This window comes from Anaeroglomus insulsum (genome assembly GCF_050689095.1).
GTDB classification, from domain to species: Bacteria; Planctomycetota; Phycisphaerae; order Sedimentisphaerales; family Anaerohalosphaeraceae; genus Anaeroglomus; species Anaeroglomus insulsum.
This window is the reverse complement of the sequence record NZ_JBOGCL010000006.1, coordinates 94,898-115,598: the sequence shown is the minus strand read 5'-3', so window position 1 is coordinate 115,598 and position 20,701 is coordinate 94,898. Positions and strand designations below refer to the sequence as shown.

17 protein-coding genes are annotated in these 20,701 nt (G+C 51.8%); 9 read left to right on the top strand and 8 right to left on the bottom strand.

The annotated features are described in order from the left end of the window. Positions 1–19: 19 nt before the first annotated feature. Together ACQ9LF_RS07260 and ACQ9LF_RS07255 are read right to left on the bottom strand one after the other, a co-directional pair. Positions 20–622 (bottom strand): HAD family hydrolase, encoded by a 603-nt coding sequence (locus ACQ9LF_RS07260; RefSeq protein ID WP_462488719.1) that lies wholly within the window; start codon positions 620–622, stop codon positions 20–22. A gap of 174 nt (positions 623–796) precedes the next feature. Beyond that, positions 797–1,444 (bottom strand): hypothetical protein, encoded by a 648-nt coding sequence (locus tag ACQ9LF_RS07255; RefSeq protein ID WP_462488718.1) that lies wholly within the window; start codon positions 1,442–1,444, stop codon positions 797–799. Positions 1,445–1,575: 131 nt separating this feature from the next. Here ACQ9LF_RS07255 and mgtE point away from each other — a divergent pair, with 131 nt between their 5' ends. The 4 genes from mgtE to ACQ9LF_RS07235 all read left to right on the top strand — a co-directional run bounded on the left by mgtE (position 1,576) and on the right by ACQ9LF_RS07235 (position 7,213). Further along, on the top strand, positions 1,576–3,033 hold the full coding sequence (mgtE, locus tag ACQ9LF_RS07250; RefSeq protein ID WP_462488717.1) for a magnesium transporter: 1,458 nt from the start codon (positions 1,576–1,578) through the stop codon (positions 3,031–3,033). 177 nt (positions 3,034–3,210) lie between these two features. Continuing rightward, positions 3,211–4,347 (top strand): type IV pilus twitching motility protein PilT, encoded by a 1,137-nt coding sequence (locus tag ACQ9LF_RS07245; protein WP_462488716.1) that lies wholly within the window; start codon positions 3,211–3,213, stop codon positions 4,345–4,347. 73 nt (positions 4,348–4,420) lie between these two features. Further along, positions 4,421–6,070, top strand: a complete 1,650-nt coding sequence (locus ACQ9LF_RS07240) for a GspE/PulE family protein (RefSeq protein ID WP_462488715.1) — start codon at positions 4,421–4,423, stop codon at positions 6,068–6,070. A gap of 15 nt (positions 6,071–6,085) precedes the next feature. Beyond that, the gene (locus ACQ9LF_RS07235; protein ID WP_462488714.1) at positions 6,086–7,213 is read left to right on the top strand and encodes a hypothetical protein; all 1,128 of its coding nucleotides are present in this window, start codon (positions 6,086–6,088) and stop codon (positions 7,211–7,213) included. A gap of 196 nt (positions 7,214–7,409) precedes the next feature. Here the strand turns inward: ACQ9LF_RS07235 and ACQ9LF_RS07230 are convergent, their stop codons facing one another. After that, on the bottom strand, positions 7,410–7,559 hold the full coding sequence (locus tag ACQ9LF_RS07230; RefSeq protein ID WP_462488713.1) for a hypothetical protein: 150 nt from the start codon (positions 7,557–7,559) through the stop codon (positions 7,410–7,412). A gap of 326 nt (positions 7,560–7,885) precedes the next feature. On the opposite strand from ACQ9LF_RS07230, the gene ACQ9LF_RS07225 reads away from it, so the two are divergent. The 3 genes from ACQ9LF_RS07225 to ACQ9LF_RS07215 are packed head-to-tail and all read left to right on the top strand — an operon-like array spanning position 7,886 to position 10,768. Beyond that, a complete protein-coding gene (locus ACQ9LF_RS07225) occupies positions 7,886–8,905 on the top strand; it encodes a radical SAM protein (RefSeq protein WP_462488712.1) in 1,020 nt (339 codons plus the stop codon). A gap of 23 nt (positions 8,906–8,928) precedes the next feature. Beyond that, a complete protein-coding gene (locus ACQ9LF_RS07220) occupies positions 8,929–10,170 on the top strand; it encodes a serine/threonine protein kinase (RefSeq protein WP_462488711.1) in 1,242 nt (413 codons plus the stop codon). 25 nt (positions 10,171–10,195) lie between these two features. Beyond that, on the top strand, positions 10,196–10,768 hold the full coding sequence (locus tag ACQ9LF_RS07215; protein WP_462488710.1) for a TetR/AcrR family transcriptional regulator: 573 nt from the start codon (positions 10,196–10,198) through the stop codon (positions 10,766–10,768). Between the two features lie 18 nt (positions 10,769–10,786). Here ACQ9LF_RS07215 and ACQ9LF_RS07210 read toward each other — a convergent pair whose 3' ends face one another. Next, complete coding sequence (locus ACQ9LF_RS07210; RefSeq protein WP_462488709.1) at positions 10,787–12,754, bottom strand: heparinase II/III domain-containing protein; 1,968 nt, start codon at positions 12,752–12,754, stop codon at positions 10,787–10,789. Between the two features lie 354 nt (positions 12,755–13,108). Here ACQ9LF_RS07210 and ACQ9LF_RS07205 point away from each other — a divergent pair, with 354 nt between their 5' ends. Both ACQ9LF_RS07205 and ACQ9LF_RS07200 read left to right on the top strand, forming a co-directional pair. Then, positions 13,109–13,987, top strand: coding sequence for an amino acid--tRNA ligase-related protein (locus ACQ9LF_RS07205; RefSeq protein ID WP_462488708.1), 879 nt, complete (start codon positions 13,109–13,111; stop codon positions 13,985–13,987). A gap of 3 nt (positions 13,988–13,990) precedes the next feature. Next, positions 13,991–14,611, top strand: a complete 621-nt coding sequence (locus tag ACQ9LF_RS07200) for an amino acid--tRNA ligase-related protein (protein WP_462488707.1) — start codon at positions 13,991–13,993, stop codon at positions 14,609–14,611. Between the two features lie 41 nt (positions 14,612–14,652). Here ACQ9LF_RS07200 and ACQ9LF_RS07195 read toward each other — a convergent pair whose 3' ends face one another. The 4 genes from ACQ9LF_RS07195 to ACQ9LF_RS07180 all read right to left on the bottom strand — a co-directional run bounded on the left by ACQ9LF_RS07195 (position 14,653) and on the right by ACQ9LF_RS07180 (position 20,700). After that, positions 14,653–16,188, bottom strand: coding sequence for a sensor histidine kinase (locus ACQ9LF_RS07195; protein WP_462488706.1), 1,536 nt, complete (start codon positions 16,186–16,188; stop codon positions 14,653–14,655). A gap of 280 nt (positions 16,189–16,468) precedes the next feature. Further along, positions 16,469–17,275: a 3-keto-disaccharide hydrolase gene (locus tag ACQ9LF_RS07190; protein WP_462488705.1), complete on the bottom strand. Its 807-nt coding sequence runs from the start codon at positions 17,273–17,275 to the stop codon at positions 16,469–16,471. Further along, positions 17,272–19,599: an O-antigen ligase family protein gene (locus tag ACQ9LF_RS07185; protein WP_462488704.1), complete on the bottom strand. Its 2,328-nt coding sequence runs from the start codon at positions 19,597–19,599 to the stop codon at positions 17,272–17,274. Before ACQ9LF_RS07185 ends, ACQ9LF_RS07190 begins: the two co-directional genes overlap by 4 nt. Before the next feature lie 24 nt (positions 19,600–19,623). Then, positions 19,624–20,700, bottom strand: a complete 1,077-nt coding sequence (locus tag ACQ9LF_RS07180; RefSeq protein ID WP_462488703.1) for an MraY family glycosyltransferase — start codon at positions 20,698–20,700, stop codon at positions 19,624–19,626. Position 20,701: the final 1 nt, after the last annotated feature.

The window sequence follows — 20,701 nt, the reverse complement described above, 5'->3', positions numbered from 1 at the left end:
AATCCGGCCGGGCCATCTGTCAGAGCAGATGGAATCCGGCCAGTTCTTTTTGCAGCTGGTCAGCCCCCTCAAACCGGATTGCCGTCATTCCCACAGCCCTTGCTCCATCCACATTCTTTTGCAAATCATCGATAAACAGGCACGCTTCCGGCGGCACCCCGACATTGCCGGCTGCGGCCAGATAGCTGTCCCGACTGGGCTTAACCGACCCGATCTGAAAACTCAGGGTGGGCTTTGGAAAATACTCCATCAGAGGGTAATGACGGCGGATATAATCCCAATGCAGCGGATCGGTATCGGACAACAGCCCCAGCCTGACCTTGCCGCTTAACTGAGCCACCAGGGAATCCATTCCCTCCATGGGAGCAAAAATGTCACACCAGCCAAACACAAACGCCTCATACGACAGACCAAGCCGGTAGTCATCCTGCAGCTTTTGGTAGAATTCCTGCGTTTGAATGCGCCCCAGACTGTATTGCATCATGATGGGATCCGCCATAATCCGCCCCAGTACCTGCTGGATATCCTGGCCTGCATCAGTCGGGAAAAAAAAGTGCCACAGCTTTTGGGTGTCCACCTGCACCAGCACGCGCCCCAGATCAAAGATCACCGCACGAATCATATCTTTTAGGCCCCCACATTATCCTCAAAAAAGTCTGGCGACTCTGCCATATCTATATATAAACAATTCCGGATATAATATAGCTATCAAACAGATTCGTAAAGCAAAAAACAAAAAACCAGCCCTTAGATTCAAGGCTGGTTTTCTATGGTAGCTCAGATATCCCCGACACAGTTACCGCATCACCCAGTGTTGCTCCTGAAACGCCAGACCCGCTCGAGCTCGCAGCTCAGGGTCAGTCGTATTGGCATAGATCAATTGCAAGGTCTTTTGAAGATATATTTTCTCTGGATTCCCATTCTCATCTTTATTCACCGGGTGATTGATCGCCGCAGTTTCATTGGAAAGTCCTGCGATAAACAGGCTGATTTTCTTGGCATTGGGATCAAATTCAGGCCAGATAATCGCAATATCACGGGAATTATCAGCCCCTTTGCGTAATTTCATATCCGCAAAATCCATCGACTCGAGGAAGGGATACTGCCCCTGATGCTTCAGTTTAATGGCATCAAATACTTCTTTGCGTACCCCCTGGCCGGCGGGAATCGTCTGGAACGTGTCGGTCACAAGCTGGCAACTCGGGATCAGCGAAATTTCAGGATTGGACGTATTGTTGGTCAGACTCAGAACCACATACCAGAACCGCTGGGGCACATCAGAACCCGGAAGACGGACCGAAATCTGCAGGGGCTGGCTATACTGGACATCCAATGTCCACTGACCGGCACGCTGAACCGTAGCCGGCTTGGGTGCTGAAATAACCGAATAGGAAAACACGCCAAACAATAATACAGTAATTAGGACAATACCTGCACGTTTCATAGAAAATATCCTCTTTTTCTGTTGCCGGACGTCTTTGGCAAAGATAGTATTGTACTATCGGTTGCCAGGAAGGTAAAGCCAAAAACATCAGCCTTCTTAAAAATCCAGCATGACCCAATAGCCTGAATTCGATGTCTGAAGAAAAAATCGAAATTTATCACGAAATCATCGGTTTGCTTGAGGAAAACAACCTCAAAGCACTGGGGGCATTCCTGGACCTTCAGCGGGCCAGCGATATTGCTGAAGCCGTCGAAATGCTGGATAATGACCAGAAACGCAAGGTCTTCGATGCCATGGAGGACAAGGAGCTGGCCGCCGAAGTCCTCGAAAAAGTCGACGAGGCAACCCGCGCCGAACTGTTCGATGAAGTCCTTGAAAATAAAGAAATTGTCGATCTTGTTTCAGAACTTCCACCCGATGAAGCTGCCGACGTCCTGGCCGAGATGGATGAAGAGGAAAGCCAGGAGGTTCTGGCCAATCTCGATGATGATGATGCCCGCCAGATTCAGGGGCTGATGAAATACGAGGAAGACTCCGCCGGCGGTATTATGCACCCGATGATCCTGGCCGTCGAAGAAAACCTCACGGTTCAGCAAACCATCGATTTGATTCGAAAGGCAGAAGGCCAGGAGGAGTTTTATTGCGTTTTTGTTGTCAATCAACAAAGACGATTCCTCGGTACGGTCGGCATACGCCATCTTTTAGCTGCCGACCCACAAACCCAATTGGGTAAAATTGTGGACCCACAAGCCATTTATGTCACGGTGGACACCGACCAGGAAGAAATACGTAACCTATTTAAGAAGAACAACTTACTGGTTGCTCCGGTCGTTGATGAACAAAAAAGGCTCGTCGGCGGCATCACAGCCGACCGCATCATCGAAGTCGCCGAAGAAGAAGCTGCCGAAGACATCTATGCCATGGCCGGTACGGATGCGGAGGAATTGGAATCCTTCTCCGTTTTGCATGCTGCACGGGTCAGAATGACGTGGCTGCTGCCCTGTCTGATTGGGACGGCAATTACGGCATTTCTGGGTCTTTATTTTAAGAATCTATTTATACAGTGGGATCAGCTTTATATCTTCGTTATGGCCTTTCTTTTTGCCCCGATGATTGGGGCCATTAGTGGAAATGCCGGACTTCAGACATCCGCAATTGTGGTCTGCGGTCTTGCAACCGGGGATCTGGCTGCCCTGCGAATCGGTCAGGTTTTTTTTCGCGAAGTTCGGGTTGCTTTTCTGGTTGCGGCCTGTTGCGGGATTATTGGGGGCCTGATTTGTGCTTATTTGCCTCAAATCATTGCCCCCCACCTGGACCAGGAGATTCAGGATGCGGCCGCATCGTCCCCATCGAATCCACCCAGCACCACTGCGATTGATCCCAGACAGCAAACCAAAATCGCCCTCGCGCTGGGTTTTGCGATGTTTTCGGCCATTATGGTCTCTACCACATTAGGCCTGCTGCTGCCGTTTGCTTTCCGCCGAATCGGCCTTGATCCGGCCATCAGCTCCGGGCCGCTGGTAACCACGGCCAATGACTCCATCAGCATTACGATTTATATGCTGCTGACCCTCTTGCTGACCCGGTAACTGCCCGCATATTGCCTAAAAATTACCCCGCAACAAAATGGATAGCGGTTGACGGAAACAAGTCCTTATTGTATAATTAGTTATTCATTTAATTGAGACCCTCAATGGTCCTATTTGGGCATTCGGGGTCGTTTATTGTTTTGGGATAGTTTGTGCAGGTATGTGCAGGAGTCTTGTATGACTACAGGTCAACCGATAGACAGCCATGTCCATATGGACAAGGTGCCGGAAATTGACAAATACTTCAAGGCCGCCATCAAAGCGGAAGCCAGCGACCTTCACCTCAAAGTCGGGATGCCCCCGATCATGCGAATCAGCAGCAAGCTCAAGAAAACCACCGCCGAGGTGATGACCGAACAGCGCATTGAAGAGTTGATCTTTGAAATAATGAGCCCCAAGCAGAAGCAGTTTTTTATGGAAAACGGGGCACTGGACTTTGCCTATCAAGTTGGCCCCACGGACCGCTTCCGCATTAATGCCTTCCGGCAGCGCAATTTTGTCAGCGTGTCAGCACGACGCATCAGCAGCAAAATCCCTCCCTTTGAAAAGCTTCACCTTCCCCCGGTGATTGAAAAAATAGCCGACAGCACCCACGATGGACTGGTTCTGGTGGTTGGTCCGACCGGTTCCGGCAAAAGCACCACCATCGCATCCATGATCGATTATATCAACCGTACCCGGGCGGCTCACATCGTCACGATTGAAGACCCGCTGGAATTTCTGCATGTGGACCAGAAATCCATCGTTTCTCAACGTGAGATCGGGATTGATGCGCTGAACTACGAAGATGCACTTCGCAGTCTGATGCGTCAGGACCCCGATATTGTGCTGGTTGGTGAAATGCGCGACCGGGAAACACTGACCGCTGCCATGCGTGCTGCAGAAACCGGCCATCTGGTGTTTGGCACACTGCATGCCAACAATGCCGCCCAGACCATCCAGCGTATTCTGGACCTGTTCCCGCAGGAAGAACGCGAACTGGCTCGGTCCACGTTTGCCCTGACCATCCGCGCCATTATCAGCCAGCAGCTTCTGCCCGGTATTCGCCCGGATGTGACACGTGTCCCCGCGGTGGAAGTCCTGATCCGCACCCCGATTATACGCAAATTAATCAGTGACCAGCGGGAAGCAGACATCCCCACGGCCATTCGCGCCGGTGCCGGGGAAGGCATGATTGATTACACCTCCAGTCTCTGCAGGCTGGTGGAAGAGGAATACATTGATTTGAAGGTTGCCATGGATTATGCCCCCAACGTCGAAGAATTGAAAATGGCCATGAAGGGCATTCGGACAACCTCCAGCGGAATCTTATAATCGCGTGAATCCCCCTTCGACAGGGTCTTTGGCTGTCGAAACGAAACGAGATAACTCCAAACAGGAAACAGGTATGCAAACAAGTGTTTTGTCGGCAGTGGAATACGGCGGCTATGTCGCGCTTTACAAGTTGCTCATGATGATGATTCTTTTCCTGGCGTGGATGCCCCTGGTTAACTGGATTTACATGGACAGCCAGGCCGTACGAACCGATAAGCGGGTCTGGACGGGAACTATGACGATCACCGGAGCAGTATCATTGTGGCTGTGGCTTCTGATTCCAATCTTCTGGATTGGTTTTTTCATTTATGTCATTCTGGTCGGTGCCGTCGCGTTTGCGTATGTAACGCACCGCAACGCCCGCGTGGCTGAGTTCGAAAAAGTCCTGACCGCCGATCATATTCGCAGTCTCTTTGTCAATCCCACCAAAAAACTCCAGAAAGCCAGCCGCGGCTTGTCCTTTATCACCGCCAATAAAAACGAAGTCCCTTTGCCGGACCCCAAAAGCCCGGAATCCGAAGCCTTCCAGGTGGCCTGTGAACTCTTTGATGATGCCCTCTGGCGGCGCGTCTCCCAGATCATTCTGACGCCGCAAAAGGACAACTATGCCGTGATTTATGAAATTGATGGCGTAACCAGTCGCCAGAGCGAACGGCCCAGAGAGGAAATCGATATCCTGGTTCGCTACCTTAAACAACTGGCCGACCTGGAACTGGATGAAAAACGCAAGCCTCAACAGGGCACTTTTTCCATTCTCAAGGACAATGACTGGAAAAAGAAATCCGCCTGGGAAGTGCAGACTGCAGGCTCCACCGCCGGCGAACAGGTGCGCATTATCAAACAGGAAGATTACACTGCACGCAAGCTGACCGAGCTGGGATTGAATGAAAATCAGTTTGAATCGATCCGTTCTCTGCGGGACATCAAGCAGGGCCTGATCCTGGTATCCGGTCCGGCCAAAAGCGGCGTGACCAGTACGCTGTATGCCCTGCTGGGCAATCATGACCCGTTCCTGAACAACATTGTCACGCTGGAACGCAAAAAAGCCGCCGACCTGGCCAATATCACCCAGACTGAATATACCCTCAGCGACACCGGCACAACCACCTTCTCCCGCAAACTTCAGTCGGTCTTGCGCCGGGGTCCGGATATTGTTGGCGTGGCCGATGCCGAGGAAGAAATGAGCGCCAAGCTGTGCTGCGCGGCAGCAGCCAAAGACGGCAAAATAATCTATGCCACCCTGCAGGCCACCAGTGTCATCGAAACCATGGATAAGTTTTTGAAGCTTGTCGGCGACAAAAATGCCGTAGCCGACGCGCTCGAAGCCATCATCAATCAGCGGCTGGTGCGGATCCTCTGCCCTGACTGCAGGCAGGCCTATAAACCCAATCAGGCACTGTTCAAAAAATTCAATATCCCCTCGGATGAAGTGGATATGTTCTATCGGCCCGGTGAAATTGAATATGATAAACACGGCAAACCGATCATCTGTGAAAAATGCCAGGGGACAGGCTTTTACGGACGCACCGGCCTGTTCGAAACCATTCGCATCACCGATGAACTCCGGCAGGTTATCCGAACCGCAAATACCATTCAGGAAATCGGGGCGGCATTCCGCAAGGCCGGGATGCTTTATATGCAGGAACAATCCATCAAGAAGGTAACTATCGGGGTTACTTCCATCAATGAAGTCATTCGCAACTTCTCATCGAAAAATGGATAATTCAGGAGTAAGACAGTGATAGCCATCATATTGATACTGCTCATTACCGTCCTGACCGTGGCACACTTTTATCTGAAGTGCTCCGTCATGACCGCGTTTTCAACCTTTATGGCCGCCATCTTCGGCTCCATCATTGCATTCAATTACTATGAATTGCTGGCCGATCTGTTTGTATCTCGCGGGTATGGTGGTCCCTGGGCTCATGCCGGCTGCTTTATCCTGGCGTTTGTGCTGGGATTTGCCGCAGTGCGTGCACTGGCCGATCTGCTGGTGGGGGCCAATATTGATTTCGGAAACACCCCCAAAATTACGGTGAATATAATTCTGGGGCTGACCACCGGCCTGATTCTGTCGGGGCATTTATTGGTGGCTTTCGGAATGCTCCCGGTTTCAGGCGGTTGGGCTTATAACCGTTTCCCCCCCGGAACACCCATCTCGCTGAATAATCCCAAAACCGTTCTGTTCAACCCGGATGGAATGGTGAGCTCAATTTTCAGCCTGTTTAGCAGGGGATCGCTTAGTTCCAGCAAGAGTTTTGGCGTACTGTGTGCCGATTTTGTCAATCGCAATCATCTCAATCGGCATGGTACCCAAGAGGGCATCTGGACGGTCAGCTCTCGTAAGGCATTATCCGTTCCGGCCGCGTCCAAAAAGCCGGTACGCACGATGGATATCCCCGATGTTGGGAATGTCACGGTTGTCAGAGCCATCCTGGCATTCCGGGACATCCCCGACGGCGGTGCCAAACAACCCCCGGACGGCAACATTGTATTTACGATGTCCCAGGTCCGTATGATTACCAAGGCCTCCGAGGAAGCCGGCACTCTCCGCGGGGCCGGAAAGGCCATCTGGCCTATCGGTATTCTTGAAAATGGCAAGCTGGTCAAGAAAAGTCTCTCGGACACATTGACTTATACCAACAAAGAGGCTCGAAAAGACCGAACCGTATGGGTGGATTTTGTCTTTGAAACGCCAGCCGGTCAGCAGGGTGTCCTGCTGGAATTCAAACTCAATGCAATTACCCAGCTTCCGGCCCCCGCTGTTTCCACCGACGAGCTTGAAAAGGCCCTAAACGCCGATGAACAGTCTGCTGAGAATGGAACCGAACAAGCGGCTTCCCAGCCAGCAGAAAATCCTCAATAACCCCCTGAATTGGATTAACAGCAAAAGGTATCCGATGGTCAGATGGATACCTTTTTTTATGTCCGGACAGTTTCTTTAACTGCTTATTCGGCCAATACTAAAGGCATTTACCTCCACGGCCCTTAAGCCTCACAGGTAAATGCCTTTTCAGTTGATATCCGCGGAGCCAGCCTGTCCGCCCGCAGCGAACCGCCGATTATGCACAAAGCGCGTAATCTTCGATTTCAATACCCAACAGATTTTCCAGATACTTGTCCAGGTCCTCACTTGAAAACTGTGCCAAAAACTCCGGTTTGGCTGTCCGGTTGATTTCGAGGATACAATCAATTAATTCCCTCTTACTCATACATTACTCCTTGGGTTAACTTCAATAAACATCCTTGTTTACAGTATGCTTATCGGAAGAGATTTTGATTTTTCTTGAATTATCTATCGCGGGTGTGCCTTCAAATCAAAAAATAAACCCATACAATATAATTGATCGCCATAATGGCCAGCCACAAGCTGTAGTTAAGAGCAAAGTGAACCAATTCATACGTCCAATAAAATACTTCACTTCAAAAAAACATCAGGGGTGTAAAAAAATAGAATTTTTTAGAAAATTTTTTATAATGCTTTTTGGGTGGCGGTAATTTCTTGTATTGTGTACCCACACGGAACCACAGATAAATAATGATGAACATTTTAGAAAACAAGTACAATATGCACATTGGCCGGGAGCAGGCCAAGCTGAAAATCTGGCGCTATGCCGGCCTGATGCTGACTTATCAATGCAGCGCTGCCTGTGCATTTTGTTACTACTGTTGCGATCCCCGCCAGGGGGGATTGATGCCCACCGATGTCGCCTTGGGGGCCTGGGAAAGTCTTGTACGTCTGGCAGGCAAAGAGGCTCGAGTCCATCTGACAGGCGGCGAACCTTTTCTGGTATTCGACCGATTGGCAGAAATCGTTCAACAGGCACATAAAGCAGGGCTTACAGGTCTTGAATATGTCGAAACAAACGCTTCCTGGGCAAACCAGACTTCGGACATCCAGGAAAAACTGCGTTTTCTGGCCGAAAATGGGATGGAGAAATTGAAAATAAGCTGCGATCCATTTCATCAAGAGTTTGTCGATATTCAGAAGGTAATTCACCTTCAAACGATTGCCAAGACCATACTTGGACCGGAGCGAGTTATGGTCCGATGGCAGCGGTATTTACAGAATCCTGTGAACTTTAAGGCAATCAATGACACAGAAAAACAGGCAATTTACCGCCAGGCACTCTGTGATGATCCCTGCAGATTAACCGGACGTGCGGCATTTCGCCTGGCAGACCTGCTGCCCCAGCGTTCCTGGACAGATTATCTTCACAATCCCTGCTCTCAGAGTATTCTGGGGGCTAAAGGGGTACATATTGACCCCTATGGCAACGTCTTTAGCGGGCAGTGCAGCGGGTTAGTCGTCGGTAATCTGGCCAAACAGCAACTCGATACCCTATGGCGGGATTTCAACCCACTGAGCAGTCCTCCCTGGAAGCAGCTACTGACCGAAGGCCCGGCCGGACTGATGGGCGAAGCTCTCGCCCAGGGGTACATCCAGCGACCGGGATATGCTTCAAAATGCCATCTTTGCACAGACTTACGGCGATTTTTTTTTGACAAATCCCTTTTTTGGCCGATAATTTCACCAAGAGAATGTTATCATATATAAAATAGAAAGCAGGAGGCTGAAACTTGGCCCAGAATGAACAAACCAGCTACGACACGCTGTTCGGAAGAATGGCGGTCGAGCAAAAGCTATGCACCGAAGAGGAGGTTCGCTCCTGCCAGGACGAGCGGAAAAAAAGGGCTTCCGAAAAGCCAACCACCCTGGAGCAGCTTTTACTGGAAAAACGCTATCTGACCCCTACTCAGGCTGAACGGCTGAAAGTCTCTATTCGCGAGAGTCGTGACAGCAGCAATCAAATCCCTGGCTACAAAGTCTTAGGCAAATTAGGGTCAGGGGCCATGGCCGTCGTATATAAGGCTAAACAACTGTCCCTGGATCGCACCGTCGCAATCAAGGTATTACCCAAGAAATTTGTCCAGAAATCGGATTATGTAGAGCGGTTTTATAAAGAAGGTCGTCTTGCCGCCAAACTCAATCATAATAATATCGTCCAGGCTATCGATGTCGGTGAAGTCGGCGGATTGTACTATTTTGTGATGGAATATGTCGAAGGAAGGACCCTCTACGATGATTTATCCAAGGGCAAAATCTTTTCTGAGAAAGAGGCCCTGGATGTCATTATTCAGGTTGCCAATGCTCTGGCTCACGCCCATGCCCAGGGGTTAATCCATCGTGACGTCAAGCCCAAAAATATCATGATCAATAAAGACGGCGTCGTCAAACTGGCCGATATGGGATTGGCTCGCGAAACCTCGGATGTCCGCGCTGCCAAACACGAGCAGGGCAAGGCCTTCGGCACCCCTTATTATATCGCACCTGAACAGATCCGGGGCGAGATGGATATTGACGGTCGCGCAGATATTTACTCGCTGGGCGGCACGCTGTATCATATGGTCACAGGACGAGTCCCCTTTGACGCATCAGCCCCTGCGGAAGTGATGAAAAAACACCTGAAAGAACCCTTGATTCCGCCGGATCACATTAATACCGCCCTGTCTGCCGGGATTTCAGAGGTCATCGAAGTCATGATGGCCAAAGACAAGAAAGACCGATATAAAAATATGGAAGAAGGCATTGTCGATCTTCAGGCCGTACGCGATGGAAAGCCCCCGCTGATTGCCAGACAGCGTTTCAACCTCGAAGCATTGGGTGAGCTGGAAGAAGGGGCGGCCGTCGATGTGCCCAACGAAAAACTACTGCGAGCCACCGAAGAAGCCCTGACCAAATATAAAATGCTTGTCATCATTCTGGCCGCCTTGTCGGCGGTGCTTCTGCTGGCGGTTCTGTTTTTGGCATTAAGCCGATAATGTCTTAATCCTTCGGGAGCCGACGATGTCGAGACATCCCACTGAGACCAAAACACGCATTTTGCATTCCGCTCGCGGCCTGTTCAGCAACCACGGGTTTACCGCCACATCGCTGGATGATATCCTCGGTGCAACCGGCATCACCAAAGGAGCGTTCTATCATTATTTTCGCAGCAAAGACCACCTGTGCGAGGTCATGCTGGAAGAGGTTGTCGCAGAATATAAAACGCTGCTGATGACGATTGACAAGCAAGCACCGGCTATCGAACAATTGAAACAATGGCTGTCGATTCTGATGGAAAAGAATACCTCCGGACAATGGGTCAACTGCCGGCTGATTAGCCGGCTTTCCGTCCAGATTCAGCAGCTTGGGCCGGACCTTCAGACCCGGCTGACAGACTTCTGGCGATGGTATGAGGGATTGTACATCAACTGGTTGACGCAATCCGGCTTGAACAGTGCCCAGGCCGCGTTATCTGCAAGGACTCTGATCGGCGTGATATTCGGGACGATCTGGCTCGATAAATGTGCTCCCTCAACATTATCCATGCCCGACGTGGTGGATTATCTGCTGGGCCTGGTCCTCAGGACAGAGTAACTTTCCATTCCCGCCTGCTTATTTGACTTTTTCCGGCCACGGAGCAGGCTGATATGTCTGGGGCGAAAAATCCTTCTGACCGTTTGTCAGAGGTGCCATCGTAACATAATAGTCCATCGTCTGGGCGGCCTGGAGCGGAATCTCAAATCCCAGAATTCGCGTACCGCGATTCGGCTCATCCAGTTTGGATTTCGGCTCAGTGGACCAAATCTTAAGCGGAATATCCATCGCTGGGGCATCCAGAACATGCACCGCAAAATACAGCATTTTGCCATCCTTTTTCAGCAGGGCCGTCCCGCTGGATTGAATTTCGACCTCCGCCGGCGTGACCATGCTCCATCGCACGGTAACGTCCTTATTCACAGCCTTAACGCGGTCGTGAATCCAGGTCGTTCTGTCGGCGGATATCTGGACCGAACGCATTGCGGTGTCCAACTGCCCGGCATACACACGGCTCATATCCACGACCACACGGGGCTTGGGCTGGTCCGGCACAAATTCCGTAATCGGTGCAAATCCTTCCACGTGCTGGAGCTGCTCATCAACAGCCAAAGTATTATGCCACAGATTCGTATAGCGCATAATCTGCCAGCGCTGCGAATCCTGTCGCATGTTAAACAGGCTGACTCCCATCTGCTCAACACGGTTATAATCCTGCATACCCAAATCCAGTGCCCATCGCACTCCATCCACATCCAGCACAAACGACCCGATATCCATATGGCCATGATTGACAGAGGGGCTGCCGCCTTTGATGGCAACATAAAGCGACTCCTCCTCCCAGCCGCTGCGCAATACCGCCACAGGGTTATTGCCATCGCCCTTCCAGCATTGTATCGCTGGCTTGACAGGTTCGGCCTGTCCCATCCAGATTAGTGTCATCGGCAGAAAACAGGACCCTCCGGACATCCCCTGGCCTGCCTTTGTTCGATAGCGTTCCAAAGCAGGCTTCTCCCCCCATAGCCAGTCCGGTCGGGAGTAATGCCTGGAAAACCAGACGATTTCCGGATAAATCTCCCGCCCGCGCTGGCCGCAATCGGCATAATTAAAAAACAACCCCGTCGGGCCGGTCATCTGGACAAAATAATCCCCAGTCTTCTTAAATCCCTTGTGTTCCGAAAGCCCGAAATCTGTTTTCAAAGCCGTATTCAAAGCATCAATCAGCACAATATTGTAGCTGGTTCCATAGACCCAATAACTCGGCCCTTCCGGATACGCCCCATCCGGATTGTATTCGCCCATGGCCCGCGGAACAGAATGGATTGCTCGATGGACAATCTGCGCAGCCAGGCGCGGCTCATCTTCCAGCACTGCCAGCGCCCCCAGTGTCATGCCGCCATTACAGACCTGGTTCCAGTTATTCGTCGAAGTGACCCACCAGGTGTTCATCCGCTTTTCGATACTCTTTTTAATCGATTCGAGATTAGACAAATCCTCTTTGGTTTCCAGCGATGGCATCAGCCCCTTATCCACAATTGCACGACGGATGGTTTCTCGCGATGCTGGTGACAGTGTGTCATAGAGCCAGTCATAGCCGATGGCCAGCCCCGCCGTCATCTCCGCCACATCCAGAAAATGGGAGGGATTCCAATCGGAAAATGCTGCCGCAGCGAGCATTTCTTTCTGGGCCCGCTGGGAATAGACCTCCTGTCCGGTCATCCGGTACATAAACGACAAGGTTAGTACACGCTTGATGCAGGTACGAGACTTATCCAGGAGCCGTCTGCCGATTTGAACGCGTTCTATCGGAGGCTGTTCAAGCAGTGCCTCGGCCTGGCTGTGAATTTGCTCAAAAATGGCCTTGGCTGCCGGGTCTGCCGCAATGCGGTCGCGAATCTGCTGCTCTGTTCCTGCAGGCCATATTAATCGAGGGTGGGCCGCTGGTTTTTCGAGGACTTTTTGCACCTGGACAAAGGGCACCTCTGCTGCATGTAAAAGTCCCCCCAGCCATACCACACCAACGAGCCAACGACAGGTCCGTTTCATAATAGCCTCCACAATACCTGTTTCATATCAGGAACACCAGGATAAGCATATTTCCTTTTTATGCAAGATGATGCTGGCCGTCGCAGGATTACATGGATTTCGCACGGGGTGGGATATTTTCTACTTAACACGTATATTTTGCCGCCAGGTTGGCCATCGAACAGATTGAAACCGTGCTTAGCCGCGCCTCCGGCGGACAATTTGCCCAGAATCAGTGTACTTAACACAGCCCCGGCTCTCTGAGATATTCATATTAAAAAATCCAGACTCTATATTGATTTTTGGTCCTATCGGGGGTACAAATACCCCTGTGATGCAAATAAAACTATATAACCATTCATATTTCAAGGTGTTATGAAAACGACAATCCATCAGCTCAGTGCATTCGCCGGTCAGGAAGTCACTCTGTCCGGCTGGGTCTATCATAGCCGTCATAGCGGAAAAGTCGCCTTCATCGTCCTGCGGGATGGCACCGGCCTGTGCCAGTGCGTCATCGAAAAGGGCAAAATCTCCGACGAGTTGTTCGAACAGCTTGTCCGGCTGGGACAGGAGTCCTCCCTGTCACTGTCGGGCATCGTCCGTGTTGAACCCCGCAGTCCGGGCGGATACGAACTGGCTGTGACGGCAGCAGGTATTATCTGCCCGACACAGAACTACCCGATTACACCCAAAGAGCACGGTGTGGAATTTCTGATGAAAAACCGTCATTTGCATCTCCGCAGCCAGCGGCCCTGGTGCATCGGACGCATTCGCCATACCGTCATTGATGCCATTCGGCGATTTTTCAACGACAACGGCTTTACCCTGGTGGATACTCCGATCTTCACCGCTGCAGCCGGTGAAGGTGAACAAACGCTGTTTGCCGTCAATTATTTTGGTAAACCCATGTTTCTGTCACAGACGGGACAGCTTTACCTTGAATGCGCTGCAATGAGTTTTGGTAAGGTCTATTGCTTCGGCCCGACTTTCCGCGCTGAAAAGAGCAAGACCCGTCGCCACCTGACCGAATTCTGGATGGTCGAGCCGGAAATAGCCTTTATTGACCTGCCGGGCCTGCTGGAACTGGCGGAAGATTTCGTGACCAGTATCGTCAAGCGAGTTCTGAAAGACAATCGTCCGGAACTGGAAACTCTGGGTGCCGATATCACCATGCTGGAAAAAATCGAACCGCCCTTCTACCGTCTGACCTATACGGAGGCGGCCGATATCCTGACCAGTGACCGCACCGCCTGATTTATGGCCGAACAGCTCGAGCAGTTCAAATCCCAGAAGGCTGCTGTGGAAAAACAACTGGCCGACATCGAAGCTGCAGACAAAGCCGGCGGCCTTAAACAGTGGCAAAAAGACAAAAATGCCCGCCTGCAAATCGAGCTGCGGGCTGAGCTGGACGAATTGAATATCAAAATTGAGAATAATCCCAAACATGCTCAACTGGCTGCCGAATTCAAATGGGGCAAAGACCTGGGCGGCTCAGATGAAACCATTATCTCGCTGATGCATGACAAGCCGGTCTTCGTTACGCATTACCCGCGCGAAGCCAAGGCGTTCTATATGAAGACCGACCGCGACAATCCGAAGGTGGTCCAGAATTTCGACCTGCTGGCCTCTCAGGGGTTCGGCGAAATCATCGGTGGTTCCGTCCGGGAAGATGATTTGCAGTATCTGCTCAAACGCATTGAAGAAGAAGGGTATAATCCCCAAAACTACGACTGGTACCTGGATTTACGGAAATATGGCTCGGTGCCGCATGGCGGCTTTGGTCTGGGGATTGAACGCACCGTCGCCTGGATTACCAACGAACGGCATATCCGTCAATGCATCGCCTTCCCGCGGCTGATGGATAATGTGTGCATTTAGTCCGCACGAAAATAAAAAGGCAAAGGCAACAAACATCTGAATTATGAGGTGCTTTGGGCCAGAGCAGCAGTTTTTTCTGTGTCTGCTGTTGGAGCCGCAGGCGGTATATCCAGCGGAATTTCCATCACAAACGTACTGCCCTGACCCGCATCGCTTTTCAAGGTCATGGAGCCATTCATCCGCTGTACCAGCCGAACCGCAATCGGCAGACTCAGGCCGAAACCCCGATTGTCGCGGTTGATTTTATTGTCCGAACGAGTAAAGATATTCCAGATCCAGTCCTGCTCTTCGGGCTTGATGCCGACGCCGGTGTCTTCCACTTCAAACCGCAGCCAGGAGCGGATCGCATCGTCCCGGCGACTGACCCGAATATAAATATGTCCCTTCTCGGTATATTTCAGCGCGTTATCCATCAGTACCACCAGACACTGCCGCAGATGGATCGGGTCACCCAGAATCCGCTCGGGAAGCGTCCCCATCCGCTGGATTTCAAAACACAATCCCCGGTCTTCTGCGGGCAGATAATAAATTGACCAAAGCTCCCGCAGCAGTTGTTCCAGCACAATAGGCTGACAGGAAATCTGGACTTCATCTCGCTCGATTTCGGTCAAATCCAAAATCCCGTCGATCAGGCACAACATCGTTCCCGCCGCGGCATGGATACTCTGAACAAATTCCTTCTGGTGCTCGGCCAGCGGTTCTTCACGCAGCAGTTCCGAAAACCCCAGCACGGCATTCATCGGAGTCCGCAGTTCATGGCTGATATTGGCCAGGAAATCGGTTTTGAGCTTGTTGGCTTTTTCCGACAGTCGAGCCAGACGCTTGGCTTCCCGAACTGCTCGTTTGAGTTTTTCATTAATCCGGTTGAGCTTAGTCTGGGTTTTAACCAGTTCGGCATTGGCCACTTCAAGCTGTTGTTTATGATCACGCTGCCTGTTGACATACTGTCGCATCAATAACGCAAACATCACTGCCAGAATCAGCCAGCAAATCAGCAGCACACCGCATACCCCGTAAAAGGTATACAACTCCCGCCGCTGCATCTGTTTGATGTCTTTTTCCATCTGCTCAGTCAGCGTGATCAGAGAGACAAAATCCGCATCGAATGCCGCAATCGCATACTCTGTTTGATTAGACAGGGCAATGCATTCCAGCCGGTTGAGAATCTGTTGCCGATACGAAGCAATCTGTTTTCCAATCGTCTGAGCATACCTGCGGATCGAAGCATTGCAGGCTGGAGGGTACGAGTCGTGGTGATTTACCCCCCCCTGTAATATCGCCTGAACATACCAGACCGCATTATCCAGGTGAGATCGAACACGGCTCAGAAGGTCCTCTTCGCGAACATAAATGTATTTTTGCAGCCACAGGTGGGCGGCAGCAGCTTCCAGTCGAATCTCCATCGCCGCACAGCAGACCTTGCTGTGTTCCAGGGTCATCCGCCGGGCTGAAAACCAGGCATAGCCAAGCCCCGCTGTCGATGCCAGAAGACACAACCCTATCACCAGGTATACGCGAATAATAGGCTGACCTAAACCGGCCTTCCGCTGTTCCTTTGGATCACCATTCTTATCCATAACTTAGTCCGATAACTTCACGCATTCATCGGGTGCAAAACATTGCAGACAGCAGACAATATTGGGCCGTTTCAGCGTCTCCACAGACGAGATACATTAATCCAGGTTCACCTGGAACGGCTTATTAAGTGATGTCGGCTATTCAAACAACTCATTTCACAAGGAAAAAACACCTATTTTTGCACTATCGGACAAGTTATTGTGATTATTCTCGCAACTAAGCCCAAAATTTGATTCACACTTCTTTAAACCAGCCTGTCGAGGGTATTGGGGCTGGCTTTTACTGTTCTTCCAGCGGCAGGATTTCCACCTTACGGAACTCTACCGGGTGACTTTCGGCCTGCAGAGCAATATAGCCTTCCGACAACAACAGCTTGCCGTCCTGAATCAGTTTTTTGGCGTTCGCGTCCCGCTCATCCAGCTGCGGCTTTTGGTATTCTATCACGGTTTCCCCATTGATTTTATGACGGATCATATCGCTGCCATGCACTTCAATTTCAATTGTCACCCACTGATCTCCGTGATAGGTCTTGGACTTGGACGTGATACAGTGGTCGGTGATCAGTGTATCGTTGATTACCACGTTGGTACCCGGGGTACAGAGATTGCCCGTGGTGCGATCATTTTTGCCGTCACCGCCGAGCAATTGAACCTCAATACTGACTGGAAAATCCTGGTCCTGAGTCATGGTATTGGGATCCTGACAATGAATCATCACTCCGCTGTTACGGAATGCCCAGGCAGGACCGCCTTTGACCTGCTGGCCGGTAAAACGGTATTCGGCCCGGAAGAGATAATGTGAAAACGGCAGTGCATAAAACAAATGTCCGAATTCACCCTTGAACTGCTCATACTGGTCGTAGGAGACTTTTAATACGCCGTCTTCGACCCGGAAGGTATTTTTGTAATTTTCGCCCAGTTTCGAGCCGGTAAATTTGGGTGTCCAACCCTTGAGGTCTTTGCCGTTAAACAGGCTGATCCATGTTTTCTTTTGTTCCTGTTCCTGACCGATTGCACCTGTGCAACAGAGTCCTGCAATCGCTGCGATCATCAATCCTGCCGCGTAGTGTCGTTTCTGAAGCTTCATGGAGTATTCTCCTTTTCTTGGGTATTTGTTGGAGTTTCGGGTGAAACCCTTTCTTTATTCACATAGGCCAAGGCATAATCATACCGGCTTTGTCCCAGGCGGCTGCATAGCGGATATCCCGGATACATCCGGGCAAATTGGGCACGGTACTGTTCTTCAATCAGGACGGCTTGGGAAAATTGTCTGAAAGCCTCTTGCCGATTGCCCATCCGCTCGGCCAGAAGCCCCAGATCATACGCAATCCGATCTGAACCCGGATAACGAGCCTGCGCCTCAAGGCCGGCCTGATAAGCAGATTCCAGCAGCGGTCCGGACTGCTGGGGATTCGTTTCGGCCAGCGCAATATAGGCTCTGCCAAGCAACTCCCGACAGCGGAAATTGGCCCGATCTCGCCCGCAGGCCTGCTGGAAATACGACACCGCTTTTTCTGCATGTTCCCGACGGAACAATCGGGTATTCTCATATTGGCTCAAATGCCACTGGCCGGCAAAGACCCAGGGGTCCGGGTCCAGCGGATCCAGTCGAGCCGATTCCAGAAAATACGGTTCGGCGTGGTCGAAGTCCCGCAGTCCCCGCTGAAATACAGCACCCGCTTTGACGGGAATCCAGACATAATGATACCCGATCAAACCCGTCACGAGCACCGCAGTGATGATTCCGATCCACCGCCGCGGCATCCGCATCGCTTCCGACGCAGCAGGCTTGTCCGGCCTGCGGCTGATAGCCAGAATCAGTGCCAGCATCAGCCAGAAGCTCATCCACACACCCGGTTCAAAAATGGCAAAGTCAATCAGATTGTGAATCAAAATACCAACCACACCACACACCAGGCCGCACAACAGCCCGTCACGCGGCATTACGCTGGTCGGCTCTTTTGCGGTTGCCCACAGCAAACCAAACGCAAGCACAAACGCTGCCGCCGGAAGCACATACATCAGCACAAACACCGACAGTTGAACCGTAGCATTCTCTCCGATAATACCACCTTCGCTGACCCAGGGCCGAATCACCAGCAGCAAAAAAAGCGTTCCCATCAGCACGCCCCACGGGGTCAATGCATCCGGACCAGCGGCAATGGAATCAGCCGCTCCGGCCTGTTCACCGCAACATCTGCGAAAACCTTTCCAGACCACAGCTCCCACCGCCATCAGAAAGGCCATCGGTCCCAAAATTCCAAACTGGCACCACAACGACAGGATAAACTGATGCGGGTCCTTCACTGTCTCCGGAGCCGCAGCAATTTTATACCGCGGATAAAATATGCCGAAATTACCCCCGCCGACACCGGTCACGAAACGATCTTTAAGCATCTCCGCCGCCCCCACCCAGTACTGCCATCGCACATACAGGGCATTGGGGCCGGGCAGCCGTCCATGCTGATGCCCATAGGCAATCACCCAGCTACCACATACCACAGCCGCCAGCAGCCCCGCAATGAATATCGGTTTGCGATAAGCCCATACCCAACGTCGGCACAACAGAAAAACCGCAAACAACCCCCCCGACAGCATTGCAGCACCGATGCCGCCCCGGCTTTTCCCAATCAGCAGGCCAACAGCCAGCGTCATCAGCACGACTAGTTGTACCACCAGCCGGGCGGCAAATCCCGCATCCTCCCTGCGGCTGCGTAAGGTATCAACAATCAATCCCAGTGAAATCAAGATTCCCGCCAGCAGGAATGTCGCCGTGGAATTACTGGTCAGGAGAAATCCACGAACATCTTTGGAATGCAGACGGTGTTCATACTGGAAATGCGCCAGGCTGTTAGGCTCAATTCCCAGCAGCGCCAAATGTTTGTATGGGTCAGCGGCGTAGTCCTGCTCCACCTGCGAATTGCCGGCGGTATATTGATCCATACTGACATAGACTGCCGCGCAGCCGGTCGCCAGAATAACCCAGACAGCAGCATCCACCCGCCGCTGAGAATCCAGCCAGCCGACCACCGTAATCGCCATCAGCATGGGCACGATGAGTGTAAACAGTTCGCTGATAGCCGCCCGTTTGTCGGATGAAACCATACAGGCGATCACCCCACCGACCAGAAACAATCCCGTCGCCAGCGGCACAAGGCGTCCCGACCATGGCAGCCGCCCTCGAATCCACAGGCTCACAACCCCGGCCATCACCGCCGCAAACACCACCCCCGACAGCAGCAGACTCATCCCGCGGGGCGTCGTCCATAAAGCCGGATTCTGCATCGCCGAATGCGGCTGCTCAACAAAACTCAACCGCAGCGCCATCATACCCAGCACCACCGCCAGAAGAATCCCTTCCAACAGGCGGTTCGAGGCAGGCTTGGTTAGGTTGTTCTTTTTGAGTGCCATAGCGTGTGTCTTCAAAGAGGATTGTCACTGGTCACAGGGTTTGCCGGTGGCTTCCAAAATCGCTACAATCGCCAGCGTCATCAGTGTCTGGACAAAAATCAAAATCGCCCCGACGAAATCCACCTGCCGCAGAAATATCGCCCCCAATCCGGTACACAATGTCGCCAGATATAGCGTTAGTGCCGTTTGCGTATCGGTCAGTCCTCGCCTGCGAAGCCGGTGCGAAAAATGCTGCGTATCGCCGACCAGCGGGCTTTTGCCCTGTTTAATCCGCAAAAAGGTTACACTGACAAAATCATACAGCGGCACAGCCAAAGCCAATAACGGCATAAACACGGCATACAGGCCGCCGCCGTCATTTTGATGATAATAGGTGGTCCGAAGGCTCAACAGGGCAACAAAAAAACCAATCACCAGCGACCCGCAATCCCCCATAAAAATTTTGGCCGGCGGGAAATTCCACACCCAGAAGCCCGCCACCGCCCCGATAAACAGCAGCCCCAGACCGGAAATAAAGACCTGCCCGCTGCCGACCGCCGCCGTCAGCAGCACCCCGGCCACAATCATTGCAATCCCCGCTGAACAGCCGTCCATATTATCAAGAAAATTAAACACATTCATAATCCCGACAATCCACAGCACCGACAGCAGCGTTGTGATGACCTTGTTATGAATAAACATCTCCACGCGCACATCAGCAAAAACCGCAGCCGCAGTCGCAACTCCAAACTGCACCGCCAGTTTCAGATAAGGCCCCAGCCGTTTCTTGTCATCCCACAGCCCTAAAAGATGCAGCATCGCCGCACATCCCAGCACCACCCACAGGTCCCGACTTCGATTGATAAATCCTTCCACATGGTCACTAAGACTCTTGTCGATGAAAGAAAGCCTGCCTGCATCCGCCAGATACCCCCCCGCCAGCCCAGCCAGAATAAACAACGCAATCGTCCAGAAGATGGCAACCCCCCCGCCCAGCGCAATGACCGTCCGATGATAGCGGTCCTGACGCGGATGGGCACAAAAATCGACTGTCATCGCTGCCTTTCGCACTAATACCGTCAGCATTGCCGAGAGCAAAAACGCCCCAACCGGCAAAACCATA

What these genes read in the sequence shown, in the direction of transcription:
- ACQ9LF_RS07260 (WP_462488719.1), bottom strand. Translation starts at nt 622, where the DNA reads ATGATTCGTGCGGTGATCTTTGATCTGGGGCGCGTGCTGGTGCAGGTG.
- ACQ9LF_RS07255 (WP_462488718.1), bottom strand. Translation starts at nt 1,444, where the DNA reads ATGAAACGTGCAGGTATTGTCCTAATTACTGTATTATTGTTTGGCGTG.
- mgtE (WP_462488717.1), top strand. Translation starts at nt 1,576, where the DNA reads ATGTCTGAAGAAAAAATCGAAATTTATCACGAAATCATCGGTTTGCTT.
- ACQ9LF_RS07245 (WP_462488716.1), top strand. Translation starts at nt 3,211, where the DNA reads ATGACTACAGGTCAACCGATAGACAGCCATGTCCATATGGACAAGGTG.
- ACQ9LF_RS07240 (WP_462488715.1), top strand. Translation starts at nt 4,421, where the DNA reads ATGCAAACAAGTGTTTTGTCGGCAGTGGAATACGGCGGCTATGTCGCG.
- ACQ9LF_RS07230 (WP_462488713.1), bottom strand. Translation starts at nt 7,559, where the DNA reads ATGAGTAAGAGGGAATTAATTGATTGTATCCTCGAAATCAACCGGACA.
- ACQ9LF_RS07225 (WP_462488712.1), top strand. Translation starts at nt 7,886, where the DNA reads ATGATGAACATTTTAGAAAACAAGTACAATATGCACATTGGCCGGGAG.
- ACQ9LF_RS07215 (WP_462488710.1), top strand. Translation starts at nt 10,196, where the DNA reads ATGTCGAGACATCCCACTGAGACCAAAACACGCATTTTGCATTCCGCT.
- ACQ9LF_RS07210 (WP_462488709.1), bottom strand. Translation starts at nt 12,754, where the DNA reads ATGAAACGGACCTGTCGTTGGCTCGTTGGTGTGGTATGGCTGGGGGGA.
- ACQ9LF_RS07205 (WP_462488708.1), top strand. Translation starts at nt 13,109, where the DNA reads ATGAAAACGACAATCCATCAGCTCAGTGCATTCGCCGGTCAGGAAGTC.
- ACQ9LF_RS07200 (WP_462488707.1), top strand. Translation starts at nt 13,991, where the DNA reads ATGGCCGAACAGCTCGAGCAGTTCAAATCCCAGAAGGCTGCTGTGGAA.
- ACQ9LF_RS07195 (WP_462488706.1), bottom strand. Translation starts at nt 16,188, where the DNA reads ATGGATAAGAATGGTGATCCAAAGGAACAGCGGAAGGCCGGTTTAGGT.
- ACQ9LF_RS07190 (WP_462488705.1), bottom strand. Translation starts at nt 17,275, where the DNA reads ATGAAGCTTCAGAAACGACACTACGCGGCAGGATTGATGATCGCAGCG.
- ACQ9LF_RS07185 (WP_462488704.1), bottom strand. Translation starts at nt 19,599, where the DNA reads ATGGCACTCAAAAAGAACAACCTAACCAAGCCTGCCTCGAACCGCCTG.
- ACQ9LF_RS07180 (WP_462488703.1), bottom strand. Translation starts at nt 20,700, where the DNA reads ATGGTTTTGCCGGTTGGGGCGTTTTTGCTCTCGGCAATGCTGACGGTA.